Origin of the sequence: Nonomuraea sp. NPDC050691 (assembly GCF_040654455.1) — a bacterium.
Lineage (GTDB): Bacteria > Actinomycetota > Actinomycetes > Streptosporangiales > Streptosporangiaceae > Nonomuraea.
On the sequence record NZ_JBFAIA010000079.1, the window covers coordinates 1 to 19,280 of the forward strand.

At 73.3% G+C, this 19,280-nt stretch carries 18 protein-coding genes; 9 read left to right on the forward strand and 9 right to left on the reverse strand.

Annotation, left to right across the window (positions count from 1 at the left end):
• The coding region (locus AB0H81_RS25610) for a RecQ family zinc-binding domain-containing protein (protein ID WP_358379367.1) at positions 1–376 on the forward strand (376 nt) is incomplete at its 5' end.
• Between the two features lie 50 nt (positions 377–426).
• On the opposite strand, the gene AB0H81_RS25615 is transcribed toward AB0H81_RS25610, so the two are convergent.
• From AB0H81_RS25615 to AB0H81_RS25630, 4 genes are all read right to left on the reverse strand, one after another.
• Positions 427–2,490 (reverse strand): prolyl oligopeptidase family serine peptidase, encoded by a 2,064-nt coding sequence (locus AB0H81_RS25615; RefSeq protein ID WP_358379370.1) that lies wholly within the window; start codon positions 2,488–2,490, stop codon positions 427–429.
• On the reverse strand, positions 2,490–4,277 hold the full coding sequence (locus AB0H81_RS25620) for an N-acetylglutaminylglutamine amidotransferase (RefSeq protein WP_358379373.1): 1,788 nt from the start codon (positions 4,275–4,277) through the stop codon (positions 2,490–2,492). Before AB0H81_RS25620 ends, AB0H81_RS25615 begins: the two co-directional genes overlap by 1 nt.
• Positions 4,278–4,426: 149 nt before the next feature.
• Positions 4,427–5,566: a glutamate--cysteine ligase gene (locus AB0H81_RS25625; RefSeq protein ID WP_358379376.1), complete on the reverse strand. Its 1,140-nt coding sequence runs from the start codon at positions 5,564–5,566 to the stop codon at positions 4,427–4,429.
• A 113-nt stretch (positions 5,567–5,679) separates the two neighbouring features.
• The gene (locus tag AB0H81_RS25630) at positions 5,680–6,435 is read right to left on the reverse strand and encodes a ZIP family zinc transporter (RefSeq protein WP_358379378.1); all 756 of its coding nucleotides are present in this window, start codon (positions 6,433–6,435) and stop codon (positions 5,680–5,682) included.
• 92 nt (positions 6,436–6,527) lie between these two features.
• On the opposite strand from AB0H81_RS25630, the gene AB0H81_RS25635 reads away from it, so the two are divergent.
• Positions 6,528–7,274: a methyltransferase domain-containing protein gene (locus tag AB0H81_RS25635; protein ID WP_358379381.1), complete on the forward strand. Its 747-nt coding sequence runs from the start codon at positions 6,528–6,530 to the stop codon at positions 7,272–7,274.
• An 87-nt stretch (positions 7,275–7,361) separates the two neighbouring features.
• Entirely contained in the window at positions 7,362–8,519 is a 1,158-nt protein-coding gene (locus AB0H81_RS25640; RefSeq protein WP_358379384.1) for an MFS transporter, read from the forward strand.
• A 172-nt stretch (positions 8,520–8,691) separates the two neighbouring features.
• On the opposite strand, the gene AB0H81_RS25645 is transcribed toward AB0H81_RS25640, so the two are convergent.
• The gene (locus AB0H81_RS25645; RefSeq protein ID WP_358379387.1) at positions 8,692–9,255 is read right to left on the reverse strand and encodes an isochorismatase family protein; all 564 of its coding nucleotides are present in this window, start codon (positions 9,253–9,255) and stop codon (positions 8,692–8,694) included.
• A gap of 100 nt (positions 9,256–9,355) precedes the next feature.
• Entirely contained in the window at positions 9,356–9,706 is a 351-nt protein-coding gene (locus AB0H81_RS25650) for an Imm8 family immunity protein (protein ID WP_358379390.1), read from the reverse strand.
• A gap of 89 nt (positions 9,707–9,795) precedes the next feature.
• Here AB0H81_RS25650 and AB0H81_RS25655 point away from each other — a divergent pair, with 89 nt between their 5' ends.
• The 5 genes from AB0H81_RS25655 (at position 9,796) to AB0H81_RS25675 (ending at position 13,381) form a co-directional block, all read left to right on the forward strand.
• On the forward strand, positions 9,796–10,326 hold the full coding sequence (locus AB0H81_RS25655; RefSeq protein ID WP_358379393.1) for a GNAT family N-acetyltransferase: 531 nt from the start codon (positions 9,796–9,798) through the stop codon (positions 10,324–10,326).
• 127 nt (positions 10,327–10,453) lie between these two features.
• Positions 10,454–10,993, forward strand: coding sequence for an EXLDI protein (locus tag AB0H81_RS25660; protein WP_358379396.1), 540 nt, complete (start codon positions 10,454–10,456; stop codon positions 10,991–10,993).
• A 92-nt stretch (positions 10,994–11,085) separates the two neighbouring features.
• A complete protein-coding gene (locus tag AB0H81_RS25665) occupies positions 11,086–12,051 on the forward strand; it encodes an ATP-binding cassette domain-containing protein (protein WP_358379399.1) in 966 nt (321 codons plus the stop codon).
• Positions 12,048–12,851, forward strand: a complete 804-nt coding sequence (locus AB0H81_RS25670) for an ABC transporter permease (protein ID WP_358379402.1) — start codon at positions 12,048–12,050, stop codon at positions 12,849–12,851. Before AB0H81_RS25665 ends, AB0H81_RS25670 begins: the two co-directional genes overlap by 4 nt.
• Positions 12,848–13,381, forward strand: coding sequence for a DUF1707 domain-containing protein (locus AB0H81_RS25675; protein ID WP_358379405.1), 534 nt, complete (start codon positions 12,848–12,850; stop codon positions 13,379–13,381). Before AB0H81_RS25670 ends, AB0H81_RS25675 begins: the two co-directional genes overlap by 4 nt.
• Positions 13,382–13,407: 26 nt before the next feature.
• Here the strand turns inward: AB0H81_RS25675 and AB0H81_RS25680 are convergent, their stop codons facing one another.
• Together AB0H81_RS25680 and AB0H81_RS25685 are read right to left on the reverse strand one after the other, a co-directional pair.
• Entirely contained in the window at positions 13,408–15,777 is a 2,370-nt protein-coding gene (locus AB0H81_RS25680; protein ID WP_358379450.1) for an FtsX-like permease family protein, read from the reverse strand.
• Complete coding sequence (locus tag AB0H81_RS25685; protein WP_358379408.1) at positions 15,777–16,508, reverse strand: ABC transporter ATP-binding protein; 732 nt, start codon at positions 16,506–16,508, stop codon at positions 15,777–15,779. Before AB0H81_RS25685 ends, AB0H81_RS25680 begins: the two co-directional genes overlap by 1 nt.
• A 91-nt stretch (positions 16,509–16,599) precedes the next feature.
• On the opposite strand from AB0H81_RS25685, the gene AB0H81_RS25690 reads away from it, so the two are divergent.
• Positions 16,600–17,208 (forward strand): response regulator transcription factor, encoded by a 609-nt coding sequence (locus tag AB0H81_RS25690; protein WP_358379411.1) that lies wholly within the window; start codon positions 16,600–16,602, stop codon positions 17,206–17,208.
• A gap of 26 nt (positions 17,209–17,234) precedes the next feature.
• Here AB0H81_RS25690 and AB0H81_RS25695 read toward each other — a convergent pair whose 3' ends face one another.
• The gene (locus tag AB0H81_RS25695; protein WP_358379413.1) at positions 17,235–19,217 is read right to left on the reverse strand and encodes a histidine kinase; all 1,983 of its coding nucleotides are present in this window, start codon (positions 19,215–19,217) and stop codon (positions 17,235–17,237) included.
• Positions 19,218–19,280 lie beyond the last annotated feature (63 nt).

Consider the following 19,280-nt stretch of genomic DNA (forward strand, 5'->3'; position numbering starts at 1 on the left):
GGCCGAGGCCGCCGCGCGGGCGCGGGAACTGGCCGAGCGGCGCCGCGAGATCGAGCGCACCCGGCACGAGATGATGCGCCGCTACGCCGAGACCCGCGACTGCCGGCGGCGGTTCCTGCTCGGGTACTTCGGCGAGGACCTGGGGGAGCCGTGCGGCGACTGCGACACCTGCCGGGCGGGGACGGCGCGCGAACCGGCCGGGGGCGAGGGGCCGTTCCCGGTCCACGCCCAGGTGGAGCACGAGGCGTGGGGGCCGGGCGAGGTCATCCGGCGCGACGAGGACCGGCTGACGGTGCTGTTCGAGGAGGCGGGCTACCGGGAGCTGCTGCTGGAGACCGTCGTGGACCACCACATCCTCCGCGAGACCGGAAGCTGAGACCGGAGCTGGGGCTACGACGCGAGAAGGTGGCGGGCGAGCCGCCGGCTTCAGGGGCCCGGCGTCAGCAGGTGGCGGGTGAGCCACTCGACGACCCTGCCGACGAAGACCGCCCGGTTGGCCGGGCGCCGGATCTCGTGCCCCTCGTCGGGGAAGATCAGCTCCTCGCACGCCACCCCGCGCGCCCGCGCCGCCCGGACCGCCTGCTCGGCCTCATGGAGGGGCACGTTGGTGTCGTGGACCCCGTGGACGACGAGGAGCGGGGCCTCCAGCCGGTCGAAGCGCCGGAGCGGCGACAGCGCGCGCAGCAGGTCACGATCGTGCTCCGGGTGACCGTACTCGCCGACCGCCGCGGCGGCGATCCACGGCTCGGTACGGGCATAGAAGCTCTCGAAGTCCGACATGCCGCACACATCGATGCCTGTCCGGAAGAGCCGGGGATGGGTGACCAGGGCGGCCAGGGTCAGGTAGCCGCCGTACGACCAGCCCATGCACGCGAGCCGGCCCGGGTCGGCGACGCCCAGCCGTACCAGCTCGGTGGCGCAGGCGGCGACGTCCTCGACGGCGTGGAAACGCAGCTCGCGGTCGTCGGCCTCGCGGAAGGCCCGGCCGTGACCGGACGAGCCGCGCACGTTGGGCGCGAGCACGCCGATGCCCGCGGCGAGCAGGTTGTGGTAGAGCGGGTTGAAGGTCGGCCGCTCCTGGTCCTCGGGGCCGCCGTGCAGGTACACCAGGTAGGGCGCGGGCCCCTGGGCGGCCGGGGGCCGGTAGAGCCAGGCGGCCAGGTCGAGGCCGTCGTGTGCCTTGATCTGGATCAGCTCGGCCCGGGGCGCGTGGGACAGCCGTCCCAGGCCGGCCACCTCCTCGTAGCGCCCGGTGGCGAGGTCACAGAGCAGCACGTGGGAGGGCTGGGCCGGCCCCTCGGCCGCCATGACCGCCGTGGCGCCGTCGAGGGTCACCCTGATCGAGGTCACGACGTCGGCGGGCGGGGGAGGGAGCGGGGTCACGACTCCCGTGCCGGCGTCCAGGACCTCCAGGGTGGAGCGGCCGTGCTCGTTCCAGACGAGGACCGCCCACCGGCCGTCGGGGGTCAGGGCGAACCGGTCGAGCTCGGCGTCGTCCCGCCCGGCCAGCAAGGCGTACTCCCGTCCGGCCGGCAAGGCGTGCTCCCGTCCGGCCGGCTCTCGCCCGGCCGGCAAGGCGTACTCCGGTACGGCGTCCCCGCGCCCGGCCGGCGCCGCCGCGGCCGGCACGGCGTACGACCGCGCATCGCCCTGGACCGTCAGCAGGGCCGGGCGGTCGCGGCCCGCGTCGGAGAGCAGGTAGGCGGTCTTGCCGTCCGGCGACAGGATGCCGTAGTCGGTCGAGCCGGGCAGGTCGGCCAGCAGCGGCCGTTCCTCGTTCGAGCCCGGCCCGCAGTCGATCACCGACATCCGCCGCGCGCCCCTCGGCCCCCGGCGCAGCAGCAGCGTGGCGTGGTCGCGGCTCACGGCGGCCGGCTGCAGCAACGGGCCCGCGGCGACGACCTCGCGGCCTCCGGTGGCGGCGTCCACCAGCACGGCCTCGGTCAGTCCCGAAGCCGACGTCTCGGCGACCAGCAGCACCTCGCCGCGTCCCGTCCACCGGACGAACGACGCGGAGCCGCCGGGCGGCGCGGCGAGCGGGCGCAGGTCGCCCCCGTCCGGCCGTACCGTCCACACCTGGGTGTGCTCACCACCGCCGGGCGCGACGAGAACGGCCAGCCGCGCCCCGGTCGGCGCCCATGAGACGTCGCAGACCGGCTCAGGACCGGTCTCGACGGGCCACGCGGCCACGCCGCCCACCAGGTCGGGTTGCGCGCCGTCCCCCTCTGACCGGAAGCCCGAGCCCGCCGGGCCGGGCGACCCCCGATCGGCGCTCTCCACGGCGCGTTCCCCGTATCCCGCCGGAACACCCGCACGGCCCGCCGGCGCGCCGGCCAGCGGCTGGATCCACACGCGGGGACACCCGTCCCGGTCGCTGACGTACGCCACGGCGCCGCGGTCGGGCGCCGGCGACGGGTTCCAGCACCCCCAGGCGGCCAGGCCGGCGGGGGAGGGCAGCGCGGGGAACGGCAGCGCGGGGAACGGCGCCATCAGACTCCTTGGGCCTGCAACCACAGCTCCAGCAGCCCGAGCTGCCACAGGGTGTTGACGCCGGTGGTGGCGCGGTCGCGGCCGGGGTCGTCGAGCAGCGTCTTGACGTACGCCGGCTGGAACAGGCCGCGCGAGCGGGCCGCCTGGGCGGTGAGCGCGTCGCGGACCAGGTCGAGCACGGGCCCGTCGAGGTGGCGCACGGCGGGGACGGGGAAGTAGCCCTTGGGCCGGTCGATGATCTCGGCGGGGAGGAGCCGGCGGGCGGCGTCCTTGAGCACGCCCTTGCCGCCGTCGGCGAGCTTGAGCCCGTCGGGGCAGGCGGCGGCCAGTTCGACCAGCTCGTGGTCGAGGAACGGGGTGCGCGCCTCCAGGCCGTGGGCCATGGTCATGTTGTCGACGCGCTTGACGGGGTCGTCGATCAGCATGGCGGTGGTCTCCAGCCGCAGGACGGCGTCCAGCGCGGTGTCGGCGCCCGGCCGGCCCGTGTGGGCGCGCACGAACGCGCCGCTGACGTCGTCGTCGAGCAGGTACTCGGGGCTCACGATACCCGCGAGCTCCTCGTGCGGCCGGTCGGCGAACGCGGCCAGGTACGCGTCGCCGGCCCGCTCGCGCGGCACCCCGGCCAGCGGCTGGAACCAGCTGTAGCCGCCGAACACCTCGTCGGCGCCCTGCCCCGACTGCACCACCTTGACGTGCTCGGCCACCTCCTGCGACAGCAGGTGGAAGGCGACGCAGTCGTGGCTGGCCATCGGCTCGCTCATGGACCGCACGGCCTGCTCCAGCCCGGTCACGAGGCGGCTGTCCGGAATGCGAATGCGGTGGTGGTCCGTGCCGAAGCGCCGCGCCATCAGGTCGGAGTAGTGGAACTCGTCGCCGCGTTCGCCGCCCGCCGCCTCGAAGCCGATGCTGAACGTGGCCAGCCCCTCCTGCCCCTCCTCGGCCAGCAGCGCGAGGATCAGGCTGGAGTCCAGGCCGCCCGACAGCAGCACGCCGACCGGCACGTCCGCCACCATCCGGCGGCGCACGGCCGCGCGCAGCGCCTCCAGCACGGCCTCCCGCCACTCGTCGTCGCCGAGGCCGGCGTACTCCGGCAGGGCCGAGCGGGTGTACGCGGGGTCCCAGTAGTGGCGGTCGGTGCTGGTGCCGTCGGGTTCGTAGGTTCGTACGGTGGCGGCGGGCAGCCTGCTGACGCCGTTGAGGATGGTCCGCTCGCCCGGCACCAGGGAGTGGAAGGTCATGTAGTGGTGCAGGGCGACCCGGTCGATCGTGGTGTCCACGTCGCCGGCGGCCAGCAGCGCGGGCAGGGTGGAGGCGAAGCGCAGCCGGTCGCCGCTCCGCGTGAGGTACATCGGCTTGATGCCGAGCCGGTCGCGGCCCAGCGTCAGCCGGCCGGTGTCGCGCTCGGCCACCGCGAAGGCGAACATGCCCTTGAACCGGTCGACGCACTCGCCGCCCCACCGGTGGAACGCCTTCACCAGCACCTCGGTGTCGGAGGTGGAGAAGAAGCGGTAGCCGGCGGCGCGCAGTTCGTCGCGCAGCTCGCGATAGTTGTACAGGCAGCCGTTGAAGACCGCGGCGAGGCCCAGCTCTCCGTCCACCATGGGCTGGGCCGCCTTGTCGGACAGGTCGATGATCTTCAGGCGCCTGTGTCCCAGGGCGACCGGCCCCATCCCCCACAGGCCGGAGCCGTCGGGTCCCCGCTCGTGCATCGACTCGGTCATCCGGTCCACAGCGCCCATGTCCGCCGGTTTCCCGTCGAAGCGCATCTCACCGGTCAGCCCGCACATGCGTCATCCACCTTCCGTCATCTCACATCAGTCCTCACCCGCCGGATCCGCCGCACCGTGGCCCCCTGTGGGCACGTCAGCGCGTCACGCGGCCGATTGCTTCACGTGGAACATCGCCTCGTACGGGAACCCGTGGGGTCCCCGTCGCCTCAGGCGGCCGGCCGGTCCGGCGAGCTGCCACCGCCCAGGGGCTCCCATCCGCCGGACCGCGTCTCGGCGAGGAGCATGTCCACCACGTCGCCCAGCAGCCCGCGCCGGGCGAACGCCGCGCGCTGCCGCGCCGCCGAGCTGCCCCTGGCCAGCGCGTCGCGGGCCAGGCCGGAGACCAGGTCCCAGTCACCGGCCTCCTCCAGGTACGGCCGCAGGCTCTCCACCATCCCGGTGACCACCTCGGCCGCGGGCCTGGGCACGCCCTCCACCGGGTCGACCAGCTCGCCTTCGAGCCCGGAGCGCGCCGCCTGCCAGGTCGCCGCCCGTACGCCCTCCAGCGGCACCTCCAGCCCCGGGGAGCGCCGCACGTCCTCCAGCTCCCGGGCCACCAGCGCCCGGAACAGCCCGGCGATCAGCGCGATGTCCTCCACGCGCGGGCAGGAGTCGCAGATCCGCAGCTCCACGGTCGGCACGTGGGCCGACGGCCGGATGTCGAAATAGATCATCCCGGGGTCGGTGATCACACCCGAGTCGATGAGGTCGCCGATCATGCGCTCGTAGTCGGCCACGGAGTCGTAGCGGGCCATCGGCCCGGCCGTGGGCCAGCGCTGCCACACCATGGTCCGGTAGCTGCCGTACCCCGTGTCGGACCCGAGCCAGTACGGCGAGCTGGAGCTGAGCGCCAGCAGCGGCGGCGTCCACGGCGACAGCCGGTGCGCGAGGGCGAGCGCCAGCTCGGGGTCGGTCACCTCGGCGTGGACCTGGGTCCCGCAGATCAGGTGCTCGCGTGTGAGGAGCTGGTAGTCGTCGAGCATCTGCTCGTAGCGCGGGTCTGGCGACACCTTCATCCGGTCGATGTCGGCCAGCGGCATGCTGCCGGCCGCCACGATGCCGAGACCCAGGCTCTCCGCCCTGCGCACCACCATCGCGCGCATGCCGCCGAGGTCGCGTGCCAGGTCCTCCAGGCCGCGGAACGGCCTGCTGTTGGCCTCAAGCGTGGAGCACTGGAGCTCCTTGGTGAAGCAGTCCTCCGGCAGCATGTCGAGGAGGATCCCCGCCCGCGGGACCAGGTGCCGGGTTCGCGTGTCGACGACGTGGAACTCTTCCTCGACGCCCAGCGAGATCGTGGATCCGGTCACCACGAACACCTCCGAGCTTCATCAGTCGTCCGCATTGCGGTCACCTGCCCCAAAAAAGCGCTTTAGCACCTCATGGGGCTGATGCGATCTTTGATGCGGTTCGAGCGGCAGCCTCAGCCGCCCGCCTTCGACACCGCGAACGCGAGCAGGAATCCGGCCAGCGTGATCAGCCCGGTCATCAGGTGCGCGTTGTCGAACGCCTCGGGAATCATGGTGTCGGCGACCATCGTCAGGATCGCGCCGCCGGCCAGCGCGATGATGCCCGCCAGCACGGCCGCCGGAGCCCCGCCCAGCAGCGCGTACCCCGCCAGCGACGACAGGCCGCTGATCACCGCGATCCCGCTCCACAGCCCGAACACGTACGCCTTCGACCGCCCGGCCCCCCGCATCCCGGCCGCGCTGGACAGCCCCTCGGGCACGTTGCTGATGAACACCGCCGCCACGGTCACCGCGCTCACCGCGCCCCCGCCGAGCAGGCTCGCGCCGATCACCACCGACTCCGGCACGCCGTCGAGCACCGCGCCGAGCGCGATCGCCGTGCCCGAGCCGCCCTGCTCCTGCTCGGAAGGCTGCCGCCCGGCGGAACGCTTGCGATGCCGCGCGCCGCGGCGGGCCAGCAGGATGTTGCAGACGGTGTAGAGGACCGCGCCGGTCACGGCCCCGGCGACCGTGGGCGCCAGACCGGCCCGCTCGTGCGCCTCGTCGATCAGCTCGAACGACACCGCGGACATGAGCACCCCGGCGCCGAACGCCATCACCGACGCGACGACCCGCTGCGGCAACCGCACCACGTAACCGACCAGCGCCCCCAGCACCAGCGCTAACCCCGCCAGCAGCCCCCAGCCGCCCGCCTGCAACCACTCCGGCATGACCAACCGGTTTCCCCCTGCCGACTCCCGCAAACCCCGACATCAGGCCAGCACTTGACCTCATGTCGACATGAAGATCCATGCTGATCCGCATGCCGAACACCAGCGAACTCATCAGCCTCCTCGACGCCGCCGACGCGCTTCCCGGCGCCACCGCCCTGCGCGAGCGCTCGTACGAGCTGCTCCGGCTGGAGACGGGGGCACCGGTGGTGGACGTGGGCTGCGGCGCGGGCCGCGCCGTCGCGGAGCTCCGCGAGCGCGGCGCCAGGCCGGTCGGCGTGGACCTCGACGCCGAGATGATCGGCATCGCCCGCGACAGGTGGCCCGGAGCGGACTTCAGGCTCGGCGACGCGTACGACCTGCCGCTCGGCGACGGCGAGGTCGCCGCCTACCGGGCGGACAAGGTGTTCCACGAACTGGGGGACGCGGAGCGTGCCCTGCGCGAGGCCGTCCGCGTGCTGTCGCCGGGGGGCCGCGTCGCGCTCGCCGGCCAGGACTGGGACGCGATCATCATCGACGCCGGCGACCCGCTGCTCACCCGCGCGATCGTGCACGCCCGCGCCGACCGGATCCCGGACCCGCGCGCCGCCCGCCGCCACCGCGACCTGCTCCTCACGACCGGCTTCACGGACGTCCACGTCGAGGTGCACACGGCGGTCCTCACCGACGCGACGTCGCTGCCCATGGTCACGAACCTGGCGCGCGGCGCGCTCGCCGCCGGGGCGATCACCCAGGGCGAGCACGACGCCTGGCTCGCCGACCAGCACGACCGGGCTCGGCGGGGCCGGCTGCTCCTGGCCGTCCCGATGTTCCTGGCCGCCGCGACCCGCCCCGCCTAGCCGCTCCGCACTCGTGGGACGCGGGACTGTCGGTGCGCCCTGGCATACTTTGCGGGCCGTTGACCAGCCAGGACGACAGGGGAACGGGTGCTCACCAGCCTTCCGAGGGCCGCCAAGGCGCTGCTGTGCGTACGCGTCCTCAACCAGCTCGGCGCGTACGCCATCGCCTTCCTCGCGGTGTTCGCCGGCCCGGATCTCGCCCCGGTCGCCCTGACCGTCTTCGGCGTCGCGGCGCTGGTCTCGCGCTGGGGCGGGGCACTGCTGCTCGACCGGCTGCCGCCCAGGACCGTGATGGCCGCCGGCCTGGTGGCGACGGGCGTGTCGCTGCTGGTCCTGGCGCTCGCGAGCACTCCGGTGCAGGTGCTGGCGGCGGTGGCCCTGGTGGGGCTCGCTTTCGAGATCTACGAGCCGGCGACGCAGGAGCTGGTGGCCCGGGTCACCGAGGGGGAGCAGCGCCAGCAGATGTACGGCCTGCTGGGCGGCGCGCTGGTGGCGGCGGGAGCGGGCGCCGGACTGGTCGCCGCGGTGCTGCTGCCGCTGGGGGTGCGCTGGCTGGCCGTGGCCGACGGCCTCACCTGCCTGGCCGCCGCCGCGGTGGCGCTGGCCTACCTCCCCCAGGAAGCCGCTGACCAGCCGGTACGGGCCGCGCATTCGGCCCGCTGGCGGCCGCCGGGAGTGCTGCTGCGCTACACGCTGGCCGCGACGGCCTTCGCGGCCGGCTACCTGGCGGTGGTCATGTTCCTGCCGCTGGCGCTGTTGCAGCGCGGCGCGGCCCCTTGGCTGCCGGGCGTCGTCCTCGCCGGGGCCGCCGCGCTCTCCCCGGCGGCGTTGTGGGCGACCCGGCGCCCGCTGACCGGCCGCGCCCACCGCGTCGTGCTGGCCGCGGGCACCGCCCCGCTCGGCCTGCTTGCCCTGCTGATGGCGTGGGCGGGGGAGGTGGCTTTCACCGTCGTCGCGTACCTCGCCTGGACCGCGGCGTGCGGCGTCCTGCTGGGCCGCTGGCAGTCCCTGGTGGCCGACGCCGCCCCCGAGGAGGAGCGCCCGCGTTGGTTCGCCTTCCTCGGATCGTCGTGGGGGGTCGCGCAGCCGGCGGTGCCGGGCGCGGTCGCGCTGGCGGGCGGCCTCGTGGACCGGCCGGGCTCGGCGGCGTTCCTGACGGCCGGACTCGCGTTCCTCGCGGTTCCCGTGCTGCTCGGGGCCCGCGCCGTGGACCGGCGGGGCGACGCGCTGCGTCACTTGGCCTGACAGCCGGTCCGACGGCCGGCGGACCTCCCCGCCCGCGCGTATCGGCGCGCACGCGGGAGGTCCGAGCGGGGGACAGGCCCGGAAAACGGGAGAGGTGACAGGTCCGGGAGAGCGGACGGTCCGGGAAAGGGGGCAATCCGGGAAAGGGGGCGGTCCGGGAGGACGGACGGGTTCAGGAAGGCGTTCCGCCGAAGTCGACGTCCTTGGCCGCGACCGTCCCGGCCGTCCGCCCGGGTGCCGTCTGGTAGCGCCAGTACAGGTTCGTGTGCGCGATGACCTGGTCGGGCGGCGGCGCTCCCCAGGCCGTCTGGTCCTGCGCCGTGTGGGCGTCGCCGACGAGCGTCGCATCGTACCCTCTGACGAGCGCGCCGTGGAGGGTCGAGCGGATGCACGCGTCGGTCTCCGCACCGACGACGACGAGCCGTCCGACGCCGAGCCCTGACAGCACGCTCTCCAGGGTCGTGTCCTCGAACGAGTCGCCGTAGCTCTTCTCCACCAGCGGCTCCGACTCGTCCGGCTTCAGCTCGGGCACGATCGCCCACTCGTCGCTGCCCCGGGCGAGATGCTCGTCGAAGTGCTGGACCCAGACGACGGGAACCCCTTCCCGCCGGGCCCGCTCGACCAGGCCGCCGACGTTCGCGACGACCGCGTCGCGCTCGTGAGCTCCTTCCACGACGCCCTTCTGCACGTCGACGACGAGGAGGGCGGTGTTCGGCCGGTTCTCAAGTGTGGTCATGGTGCCGCCTTTGCTCGCGCTGGGCTCTTGTGAGCGTCCCATTCAACCCCCAGGGCGACCCGACCGAGGAGGGACGCCGGCCAAGGAGGGACGGCAAAGGTCAGTCGTCGTAGTCCTCGAACTCCCAGGCTCCGATGCGGCCGATCTTCTCGGCCAGCTCCTCCCACGTCGGCGCCGACAGGACGGCGATCCGGTCGGCGAGCCAGGCGGTCACCTCGTCGGGACGCAGCTCCGGCACGAAGAGCCAGTGCCGGCCGATGAGGAAGGGGTGGCGGTGAAGCTGCTCCGCCAGGGCCGACGGGGTGCAGACGGTGACATGGAAGACGTCCGATCCGGGCCCGCCCCGGGAGCCGATCTCCATCTCCAGGAGTTCACAGGCGTGAGCGGAGTCCCAGTCACCCCGTCCCCGGTCGAGATCGACCCAGCGGAAGCCGTGCAGTCGTGCGCGCATGGCGTCAATGATCGCCTTTGCGCGCCCCGTCCGGTCCCGGCTAGCGTCTGCGAGCACCGAAGAGCCACCCCTCCCCGGGAGAAGACCACGTGACGCACAGCATCAGGCCCGCCACCCGGCAGGACGCCCCGGCTCTCGCCACGGTCCAGATGGCGTCATGGCGGGCCGCCTTCCGGGGGGTCATGACGGACGAGTACCTCGACGGCCTCGATCATGAGGCGCTGACGAAGGCCTGGGAGGGGCTGCTGGCGGACGCCGGAGGCCCGCGGGCCGGCACGCTGGCCGTCGAGCGGGCTGACGGCCGGGGCCTTGTCGGGTACTCACGCTTCCACCCCACGGACGACGAGGACGACGACCCCACGCGGGTGGGCATGATCGGCTCGCTCTACACGGTCCCCGACGTGTGGAGCACCGGTGTGGGCAAGGCACTGATCACCGCCGTCCTCGACGCCGTCGCGTCCGCCGGGTACGCCGAGGCGAGCCTCTGGGTCCTGGAGGGCAACACCCGCGCGCGCTCCTTCTACGAGCGCGACGGCTGGCGGCACGACGGCGCGGTGGTCATGGACCGCACCGACCGGGTGCCCATCACGAAGCTGCGCTACCGCAAGGCTCTCGGGTAGCGGCGCGCATCACTGAGAGCGCCTGAAGGGGCGTGCGGCACCAGTGCCGCACGCCCCTTCGCCATGCCCTTGCCCTTCCTTCTCCATATACGTACGCTTATGCGTATAGGGAACGAGGAATGGAACGATGCCCAACAAGACGATCTACGTTTCCGACGAGGATCTGCCGCTGTTCCAGCGGGCGCAGGAGCTCGCCGGAGGCAAGCTGTCGACGGCGATCAGCGTGGCGCTGCGGCGCTATGTCGAGATGGAGGAAGGCCGCCAGGAGGGATACGACGAGATCATCGTCAAGGTCGGCCAGGGCGCCGGCCGCAAGCAGCGCTTCTCCGGGGTGTTGCTCGGTGAATGGGGGCGTACTCAGCGCAACCGGGTGGAGATGTTCCGGGTGTACCGCTCACGCCAGGGCAGGTACGTCCTGCACGTGGACCGCTCAGCGGACTGGACGGACAACTCCGGCGGCGACAACTGGCTGGAGGGCATGTTCTCCCGCGGCGCGTGGCGGACCTATCTCGGCCTGGCCGACTCGAGCTGGGGCTTCATCGAGGGCGAGGCCACGCTCGAGGTCGTGGACACGGTCGAGGAACTGCGCGGCAAGATCCCTGAGGAGTTCTACGACCTGATCGCCGGCCTCGGCAGGTATCCCGCCGTGGAGGACCTCGACATCTGATCTGAACGCAGCGTGACCGGACGATCGCCAGGCGACCGCCCGCCATCCCGTCGTGCCCTCATTCGCACCGATCGAGGCAGAAGGAGAAGTCGATGTCCCCAGCGATCATCGCCGAAGGGCTGGTCAAGAAGTACGGCGACGTCGTCGCCCTCGACGGGATGGACCTGTCCGTCCCCGAGGGCACGGTGTTCGGGCTGCTCGGCCCGAACGGCGCCGGCAAGACGACGACCGTGCGGATCCTGACCACCCTGGTGAAGCCGGACGCCGGTCGCGCGACCGTCGCCGGGTTCGACGTGGCCCGCGACGCGGCGCTGCTGCGCTCCCGCATCGGCGCCTCCGGCCAGTACGCCGCCGTGGACGACCACCTCACCGGTGCCGAGAACCTGGAGATGGTCGGCCGCCTCTACCACCTGGGCGCCGGACGCAGCCGGCGGCGCGCCCGGGAGTTACTGGAGCGCTTCGACCTGACCGACGCCGCCGACCGCCCGGTGCAGGGCTACTCGGGCGGCATGCGACGCCGCCTCGACCTGGCCGGCGCGCTCGTGGCCGACCCGCCGGTGCTGTTCCTGGACGAGCCAACGACCGGCCTCGACCCCCGCGCCCGCGCGAGCCTGTGGGACGTCATCGCCGAACTCGTCGCGGGCGGCACGACCGTGCTGCTCACCACCCAGTACCTGGAGGAGGCCGACCGGCTGGCCGAGAAGATCGCGGTGGTCGACCACGGCCACGTCATCGCGCTCGGCACCACCGACGAGCTCAAGGACCAGGTCGGCGGCGACCGGATCGAGGTGACCGTGTCGAGCGCGGCGGACCTGGAGACCGTCCGGCGGGCGCTGGCGCCGCTGGCCGCCGGAGGCGTGCGGGCCGACACCACGTCCTTGCAGGTCACGATCCCGGTGAACGACGGCGCCGCCTCGCTCACCACCGCCCTCGGCCGCCTGGCCGCCGAACGCGTCACCGTCCGCGACGCCGGGCTGCGCCGGCCGACGCTGGACGAGGTGTTCCTCACCCTCACCGGCCACCAGGCCGTCGAACCCGCCGAGGAGCACTCCCGATGAACACCCTCCGGATCGCGCTGGCCGACGGCATGACGATCGCCCGGCGCGACGCCCTCAAGATCAGGCGAGCTCCCGACCTGCTCGGCGGGGTGATCATCCTGCCGATCGTGTTCGTGCTGCTGTTCGCGTACGTGTTCGGCAGCATGATCGACCTGCCCGGCATGTCGTACCGGGAGTACATGATCCCCGGGATCTTCGTCCAGACGATCGTCACGAGCGCCCAGATCACCGGTTACACGCTCACGATGGACCTGCGGAAGGGCATCTTCGACCGGTTCCGCACCCTGCCCATGGCGCCGTCGGCGGTCCTCACCGGCCAGACCGTCAGCGACGCCCTCATGAACGTCACCAGCATCGCCACGATGGCGCTGGTCGGGCTGGCCGTCGGCTGGCGGGTCCACTCGGCGCCGCACGAGGCCGTGCTGGGCTTCCTCCTGCTGCTCCTGTTCGCCTACGCCTTCTCCTGGGTGACCGCGGCGGTCGCGCTGGCCCTGCGCAGGCCCGAGGTCTACAACAACGTGGTCACCGTCGTCTCGATGCCGATGGTCTTCCTGTCCAACGCGTTCGTCGACAGCGCCCGCCTGCCCGGGCCGCTGAAGGCCGTCGCCGAGTGGAACCCGGTCTCCACGATCATCCAGGCCGTGCGCGAGCTCTTCGGCAACACCGCCTCCGCCATGCCGGCGCCCGGCGCCTGGCCGCTGCGGCACGCGGTGACGACCTCGCTGCTCTGGTCGGTGCTGCTCCTGGTCGTGTTCGTCCCCCTGGCCACCCGCCTCTACAAGCGGGCGGTGAGCCGATGATCCCGCAGCCCGTGCCGGCGCACGTCTCCGACGACGACCGCGAGAGGGCCGTCGGCCGGATCCAGCAGGCCTTCGCCGACGGACGACTCAGCGCGGGGGAGATGGAGCAGCGGCTCGAACGCGCGCTCACCGCGAGCTCCCATGACGACCTCCTCCCGACGGTCTCCGACCTGCCGGAGGACATGGTCCACCTGACGTCCAGGCACGGACCCGTCAGGCGCGTGGGCGACTGGCACGTCCCGCGCCTGCTGCGCGTCGACTCCGAGTACGGCAAGGTACGGCTGGACCTGTCGCAGGCCCTCATCCGATACCCGGAGACCGACATCGAGCTCCGGCTCGTGTACGGCTCCGCGGCGATCGTCCTGCCCCCCGGGGCGAGCGCGAACACCGACGGCGTCCACAGCGAGTGGGGCAGCGTGACCTGCGAGGCGGCGAACCACGCACGCCCCGGCAGGCTCCACGTCCGCGTCACCGGAGAGCTCACGTACGGCAGCCTGACCATCCGCACCGCACGCGGGCACTTCGGATGACACCCCGGACGTGAGCACCTCTGGCGTCACTCGCGGGCGCCGAGCAGGTCGGCCGGCCGGGGGCGCAGGGCGAACCTGGCCGGGACCGCGGTGGCGGTCAGCGCCAGCGCGGCCACGGCGGCGATCACCCCGCCGTACGTCAGCGGCGGCACGTACGGCAGCGCCGACCCGGTCATCCCCCTGCTGAACGCCGCGAGCGTGACCAGCGAGACCAGCGTGCCGATGACCACGGCGACGAACAGGGCCGTCAGCGTCTCCGTGCGCAGCATCCGGGCCGCCTGCCGCCGGGTCGTGCCCACCACGCGCAGCAGGGCGAGCTCGCGCGAGCGGGCGAGGGTGGACATCGCCAGGGTGTTGACCACGGCGATCGCGCAGAAGGCGATGATCAGTCCCATGGCGACGTACGCGACGGCCGCGTCGGCGGAGCCCGCCGGGTCATCTCCGGGAGCGGTCCCGGCGGGAAGCGCGTCGCGTGCGCCGCCGGCCACCAGGAGGGTGCCGCGGGGATCGTCCACGTGGCCCGCGACCAGCCCGTGCGAGAGGGTCAGGTCGCCGAAGCCCAGGCCGCGCGAGTAGACCGCGACGATCCGCACCTCGGCGGGCGTGCCGTCGCCGAGCACCAGGGAGAGCCGGTCGCCGAGGCCCGCGTCCAGCCTCGACGCGGCGGTGCGGCTGATCGCCGCCGACGTGTCGCCGAAACCGTCCAGCGAGCCCGCCACCACGCCCAGGTCCATCGTCCGGTCGAGGCCGTCGAGCGTGACGGCCTGGGCGGCGTACTTCTCCAGGTCGATCCTTACCGAGGTGCGCAGCACTTCGGTCACCGCGCGCACGCCGGGCACCCCGCGTACGGCGGCCGGGGACGCGCCCGGGGCGAGCACGTGGTCCGCCTTGACGCCCGCGGCCACCTCGCGCTGGGCGGCGTGTCCCATCGTGGCCGGCACGAACAGGATCGTGCACGTCATCGCCGTCATCAGGGTCAACGGCACGATCACCGAGGCCAGCCGTACGGGCCCGGCGAGCAGGTTCTTCCGCGCCAGGTGGCCGGCCACGCCGGGCGCCCGCAGCGGCAGTGCCGTCACCGCCCGCGCGACGACCGGCCCGAGCAGGGCGACCGCGACCGTCCACACCAGCGCGGTCAGCATGGTGACGGGGCCGGCCGCCGCCTCCGTGTTCAGGCCGGACAGCACGATCGTCAGCACCACGCCGCCGGCGACGGCGAGCAGGCCCGCGACGAGCCGCACCACCGGGAGCCGGGCGGCGGGCATCGCCGTCTCTCCCAGCGCCTCCACCGGCCTGATCCGCACGGTACGGCGGGCGGAGACCCGCGCCGCCACCCACGCGGCCACCAGAGTGGTCAGCGCCGCGACGATCGCGGGGAACGGGCTGACCACCAGCCCCAGGTTCGCGGGCATGGCGCCCAGCGCGACGAACCTGGACCGCAGCCAGAACCCGAGCAGGATCCCGGCCCCCGACCCGAGCAGCCCGGCGGCCACGCCGACGAGCAGGGCCTCGCCGCCGACGAGCCGCCTGACCTGCCGCGGCAGGGCGCCGACGGCCCGCAGCAGGGCGATCTCGCGCCGGCGCTCCTGCATGGACAGGGCGAACGTGCCCACCACGACGAGGATCGCCACCAGCAGAGAGGTGCCGCCGAGCGCGCCGCCCAGGCTGACGAGCTTGACCCGGGAGTTTTCCGCCTCGGGGAACTCGACCGCGCCCCGCGCGTCGCCGGTGTGGGCCACGGCGCCCTTGGCGGCGAGCTCGGCCTGCGGCCAGACACGGCTCCCAGGCCAGACACGGCTCCCAGGCCGGACGTCGACCGCGGGCCAGACGCCGATCGCCGTCACCAGCCCCTCGCGCCCGGCCAGGCGGCGAGCCTCGCCGGTGGCGAAGAAGATCGTGTCCTGGCCCGGCAGGGCCTGCGCGGTCACCCCCACCACGCGGTGGCCGGGGATCGCCTTGCCGGAGTGGCGCGCGTCCACGACGACCTCGCCCGCGGCCCTCGGGGCACGGCCCCGAGCGAGCGTGAACGGGGTGAGCGCGGCCGACTCCCAGCCGTGAGCGGTGTACCCGGCGTAGGGGAAGGTCACCTCGGTGACCACCTTCGTGACGCCGGGGACGCGCCGGATCTCCTCGGAGAGGGCCGCCGGGATCCACCGGCGCTCGGACAGGAGCTTGGCCTTCTCCTTGCCGCTCTCCTTGGTCTGCCTGACGTACTGGTCGCCCGCCACGACGACGGGGGCGCCGGCGTACCGCTCGGGCGTCACCGTGCCGCGCAGCCCCGTCTCCAGCAGCATCCCGCAGGCGGTGACCAGGGCGGCCGCGCAGAGCAGCGCCACGAACGCCCCGGCGAACCCGGCCTTGCGCCGGCCGATGGTCTTCAACGCGAAGGAGATCATCACTTCCACGCCCCCAGCCGGGTCATGCGCTCGGCGACCTTCTCGGCGGCCGGAGCGGTCATCGCGTCCACGATCCGGCCGTCGGCCAGGAAGAGCACGGTGTCGGCGTACGCGGCGGCCACCGGGTCGTGCGTCACCATCACCACGGTCTGGCCGAGCGCCGAGACCACCTCCCGCAGCAGGGTCAGGACGTCGCGGGCGGTCATGGTGTCCAGCGCGCCGGTCGGCTCGTCGCCGAACACCACCTCCGGCCTGGTCACCAGCGCCCTGGCGATCGCCACCCGCTGCTGCTGGCCGCCGGACAGCTCGGCGGGACGGTGCCCGGTACGCCCTCCGAGCCCCACCCTGTGGACGACCTCGTCCAGCCAGGCCCGGTCCACCCGGGCGCCGGCCAGCATCAGCGGCAGCGTGATGTTCTCGGTCACGGTCAACGCGGAGACCAGGTTGAACGCCTGGAACACGAAGCCGACCCGGCGCCGCCGCAGCTCGGTCAGCGCGTTCTCGTCCATGCCCGCCAAGTCGGTGCCGCCCAGCCGCACCGAGCCCGAGCTGGGGACGTCCAGCCCGGCCGCGCAGTGCAGGAACGTGCTCTTGCCTGAGCCGGAGGGGCCCATGACGGCGGTGAAGGTGCCCCGCGGGATGCCGACCGACACCTCGCGCAGGGCCGCCACCGCGCCCCGGCCCCTGCCGTACACCTTGCTCACCGTGTCCAACCGCACTGCTTCTGTCATGGCTCCAAGCCTGCTGATCTGCGTTTTCAGCCGCCAGAGAGCCGCTCACGACCTCGCCATGACGTCATCATGATCCGGACATAATGGTCAGGTGATTCGTATGCTCCTGGCCGAGGACCAGCACGTCATCAGGGAAGCGCTCGTGACCCTGCTCAGCCTCGAACCCGACATCGAGATCGTGGAGGCGGTCGAGTCGGGGGACGCGGCGGTGGCCGCCGCCCTGGTGCACCGGCCGGACGTCGCCGTCCTGGACATCGACATGCCCGGCGCGATCGACGGCCTCGACGCCGCCGCGCGGCTGCGCACCGGGTTGCCGGGCTGCCGCACGCTCATGCTCACCGGCCACGGCAAGCCCGGCCACCTCCGGAGGGCGCTCGCCTCCCAGGTGGACGGCTTCCTGCTCAAGACCGCCTCGCCGGAGGAGCTGGCGTCCGCGATCAGGAAGGTGGCGCGGGGCGAACGGGTCCTCGACCCCTCGCTCGCCGTCACCGCCTGGAACCTGGCCGACAATCCGCTCACCCCGCGCGAGGCCGACGTCCTGCGGCTGGTCGCGGAGGGGTCCGAGCCGCCCGAGATCGCCGGACGGCTCTTCCTCAGCGCGGGCACCGTGCGCAACTACATCACCGCGATCGTGACCAAGCTCAACGCCCGCAACCGCACCGACGCCGTGCGCATCGCCTCCGAGGCGGGCTGGATTTAGACGAGCTGGATTTAGGCGGGCTGGATCTAGGCGGCTGGAGCCCAGACGAGCGTCGGGGCCTCGGCCGTCAGCTCGAACCAGCCGTCCTCGTGGGCGACGTCCAGCCGCCCGTCGAACGCGGCCAGCCGGGTGGTGAGGTTGCCGATCCCGGCCGAGCCGCGGCGGCCCTTCGCGGCGCGCACGCCGTCGTTGCGCACGCTCAGCCGTACGACGCCGTCCCGTACGGAGGTCGTGATCACGCAGCGGCGGGCCGAGCTGTGCCGCAGCACGTTGGTGACCGCCTCCCTGAGCACGATGCCGAGCGTGGTCTCCACGTCCCGGCCGAGGGTGTCGTGGCCCAGGTCGAGCTCGACCTCGACGCCCGCCGTGGACAGCAGCGCCCGGGCCGACTCCGCCTCCGCGGCCAGCGACAGCTCGCCTTGCCTGCCCGACACCGTCCGCAGGTCCTCCATGGCCCGCTCGGTCATCGTCAGGACGTCCTGGAGCTCCTTGCGCGCGCGCTCGGCGTCGAGCCTGCGGGCGAGCTCGCACTTGAGCAGGATCGCCGCCAGGGTGTGCCCGAGGAGGTCGTGCAGGTCGCGGGCGGCCCGCAGCCGTTCCTCGACGACGGCCGCGCGGGCCAGGGCGTCCCTGGACTCGCGCAGCTCACTGGCCATCCCGGCCAGCCTGAGCAGCCCGTACACGACCAGGCCGGTCACCACCGTGCTGATCGCGTAGTTCACGATCAGCGGGACCGGCAGGGCGAGCAGCACGCCCGAGACCGTGACGACCCCCACGATCACCGCCACCGACGGAAGCGCCACCGCCCACGGGAAGGCCAGGAGGATCGGCCCCGCCAGGAACCCCGCCACCCCCAGCCATGCCTGCCCGAACAGCGGCAGCGGGGCGAACGTCAGCACCCCCATGATCGAAAGTGCCACGGGGTGACGGCCCTCGACCGATCGCACCTGCATCACGACGATGACGGCCAGCAGCGCCGCCGGCCACAGCGAGCCTGCCGCGAGCAGCCCCTTCACCGAGAACCCCACCAGGACGGCCGTCAGCAGCGCGATCGCCATCGTGCTGTCGCGGGCCGGCTTGACGGGCGGCCGCGTGACGGGCAGGGTCGCCTCCACGGTCATCCGGGCGTCCTCCGTGAGCCCGACGGTGAGCGTGCCGCCCGCCCGCTCGATCTGCTCCGGCAGGTCGCCGAGGTTCTCGTCGCCGGCCGTCCGCGCGCCGTCGTCGGAGACGCGCAGCCATACCGCGGCGCCCTCCGTGAACGTCTCGATGCGGCAGACGCCGGCCGTGGACCTCCGGACGATGTCCGTCACGGCCTCCCTGAGCACGGCCGCCAGGAGCGCGCCCGCCGGGCCGAGCGGCTCGGCGTGGCCCACGCGCACGTCCACGGCTACACCCGCGGCGGTCAGCATGGCCTTGGCGGTGGTGATCTCGGGAGCCAGGGACATGGCCCGGTAGCTCGCCGCAGCCGCCCGGGCCTCGGCCAGCGAGCGCCGGGCCGTCTCCACGTCAGGCGTTCCGGTACGAGCTCCGTCCGCGATCGTGGAGAGCGCCCGTCCCAGGCCCACGCTCAACTCGGCGGCGATGCGCAGCCGCTCCTCGCCCGCCGCCGTCACCGCCAGCGACAGCCGGGCCGCGTTCACCTCGTCGATCCGGTCGATCATCCTGGTCAGGCCGTACACGACCAGCGAGATCAGCACCATGCTGATCACCGGGTCGGCAGGCCCGAGCAGCGCGGCGCTCGCCACCACCGCCAGGGCGAACGGCCAGAGCGGGGTCAGCAGCAGCGAGCCGCCCACGAAGCCGAGAATGCCGACCGAGGAGCCGAACACCAGCACCGACCCGTACGCCAGGACGGCCTGAACCGGCACCAGCCACCACGAACGCCGCAAGGTGAAGAGCACCTGCACCGCGAACACGGCCACCGCCGAGGGCGCGCCGGCCACCACGTAGACGCTCGCGAAGCCCGCGAACACGACGGCGACGATCAGTTTCGCCTGCTTCTGCACCCGTGCAGCCTAGAAGAGGCCCTTTCACGACAGATTCACGGGTCACCGCTCGGCTCAACGTGC

Coding starts and splice junctions, on each gene's coding strand:
- AB0H81_RS25615 (WP_358379370.1), bottom strand. CDS start 2,490: ATGGCGCCGTTCCCCGCGCTGCCGTTCCCCGCGCTGCCCTCCCCCGCC.
- AB0H81_RS25620 (WP_358379373.1), bottom strand. CDS start 4,277: ATGTGCGGGCTGACCGGTGAGATGCGCTTCGACGGGAAACCGGCGGAC.
- AB0H81_RS25630 (WP_358379378.1), bottom strand. CDS start 6,435: ATGCCGGAGTGGTTGCAGGCGGGCGGCTGGGGGCTGCTGGCGGGGTTA.
- AB0H81_RS25635 (WP_358379381.1), top strand. CDS start 6,528: ATGCCGAACACCAGCGAACTCATCAGCCTCCTCGACGCCGCCGACGCG.
- AB0H81_RS25645 (WP_358379387.1), bottom strand. CDS start 9,255: ATGACCACACTTGAGAACCGGCCGAACACCGCCCTCCTCGTCGTCGAC.
- AB0H81_RS25650 (WP_358379390.1), bottom strand. CDS start 9,706: ATGCGCGCACGACTGCACGGCTTCCGCTGGGTCGATCTCGACCGGGGA.
- AB0H81_RS25660 (WP_358379396.1), top strand. CDS start 10,454: ATGCCCAACAAGACGATCTACGTTTCCGACGAGGATCTGCCGCTGTTC.
- AB0H81_RS25665 (WP_358379399.1), top strand. CDS start 11,086: ATGTCCCCAGCGATCATCGCCGAAGGGCTGGTCAAGAAGTACGGCGAC.
- AB0H81_RS25670 (WP_358379402.1), top strand. CDS start 12,048: ATGAACACCCTCCGGATCGCGCTGGCCGACGGCATGACGATCGCCCGG.
- AB0H81_RS25675 (WP_358379405.1), top strand. CDS start 12,848: ATGATCCCGCAGCCCGTGCCGGCGCACGTCTCCGACGACGACCGCGAG.
- AB0H81_RS25680 (WP_358379450.1), bottom strand. CDS start 15,777: ATGATCTCCTTCGCGTTGAAGACCATCGGCCGGCGCAAGGCCGGGTTC.
- AB0H81_RS25685 (WP_358379408.1), bottom strand. CDS start 16,508: ATGACAGAAGCAGTGCGGTTGGACACGGTGAGCAAGGTGTACGGCAGG.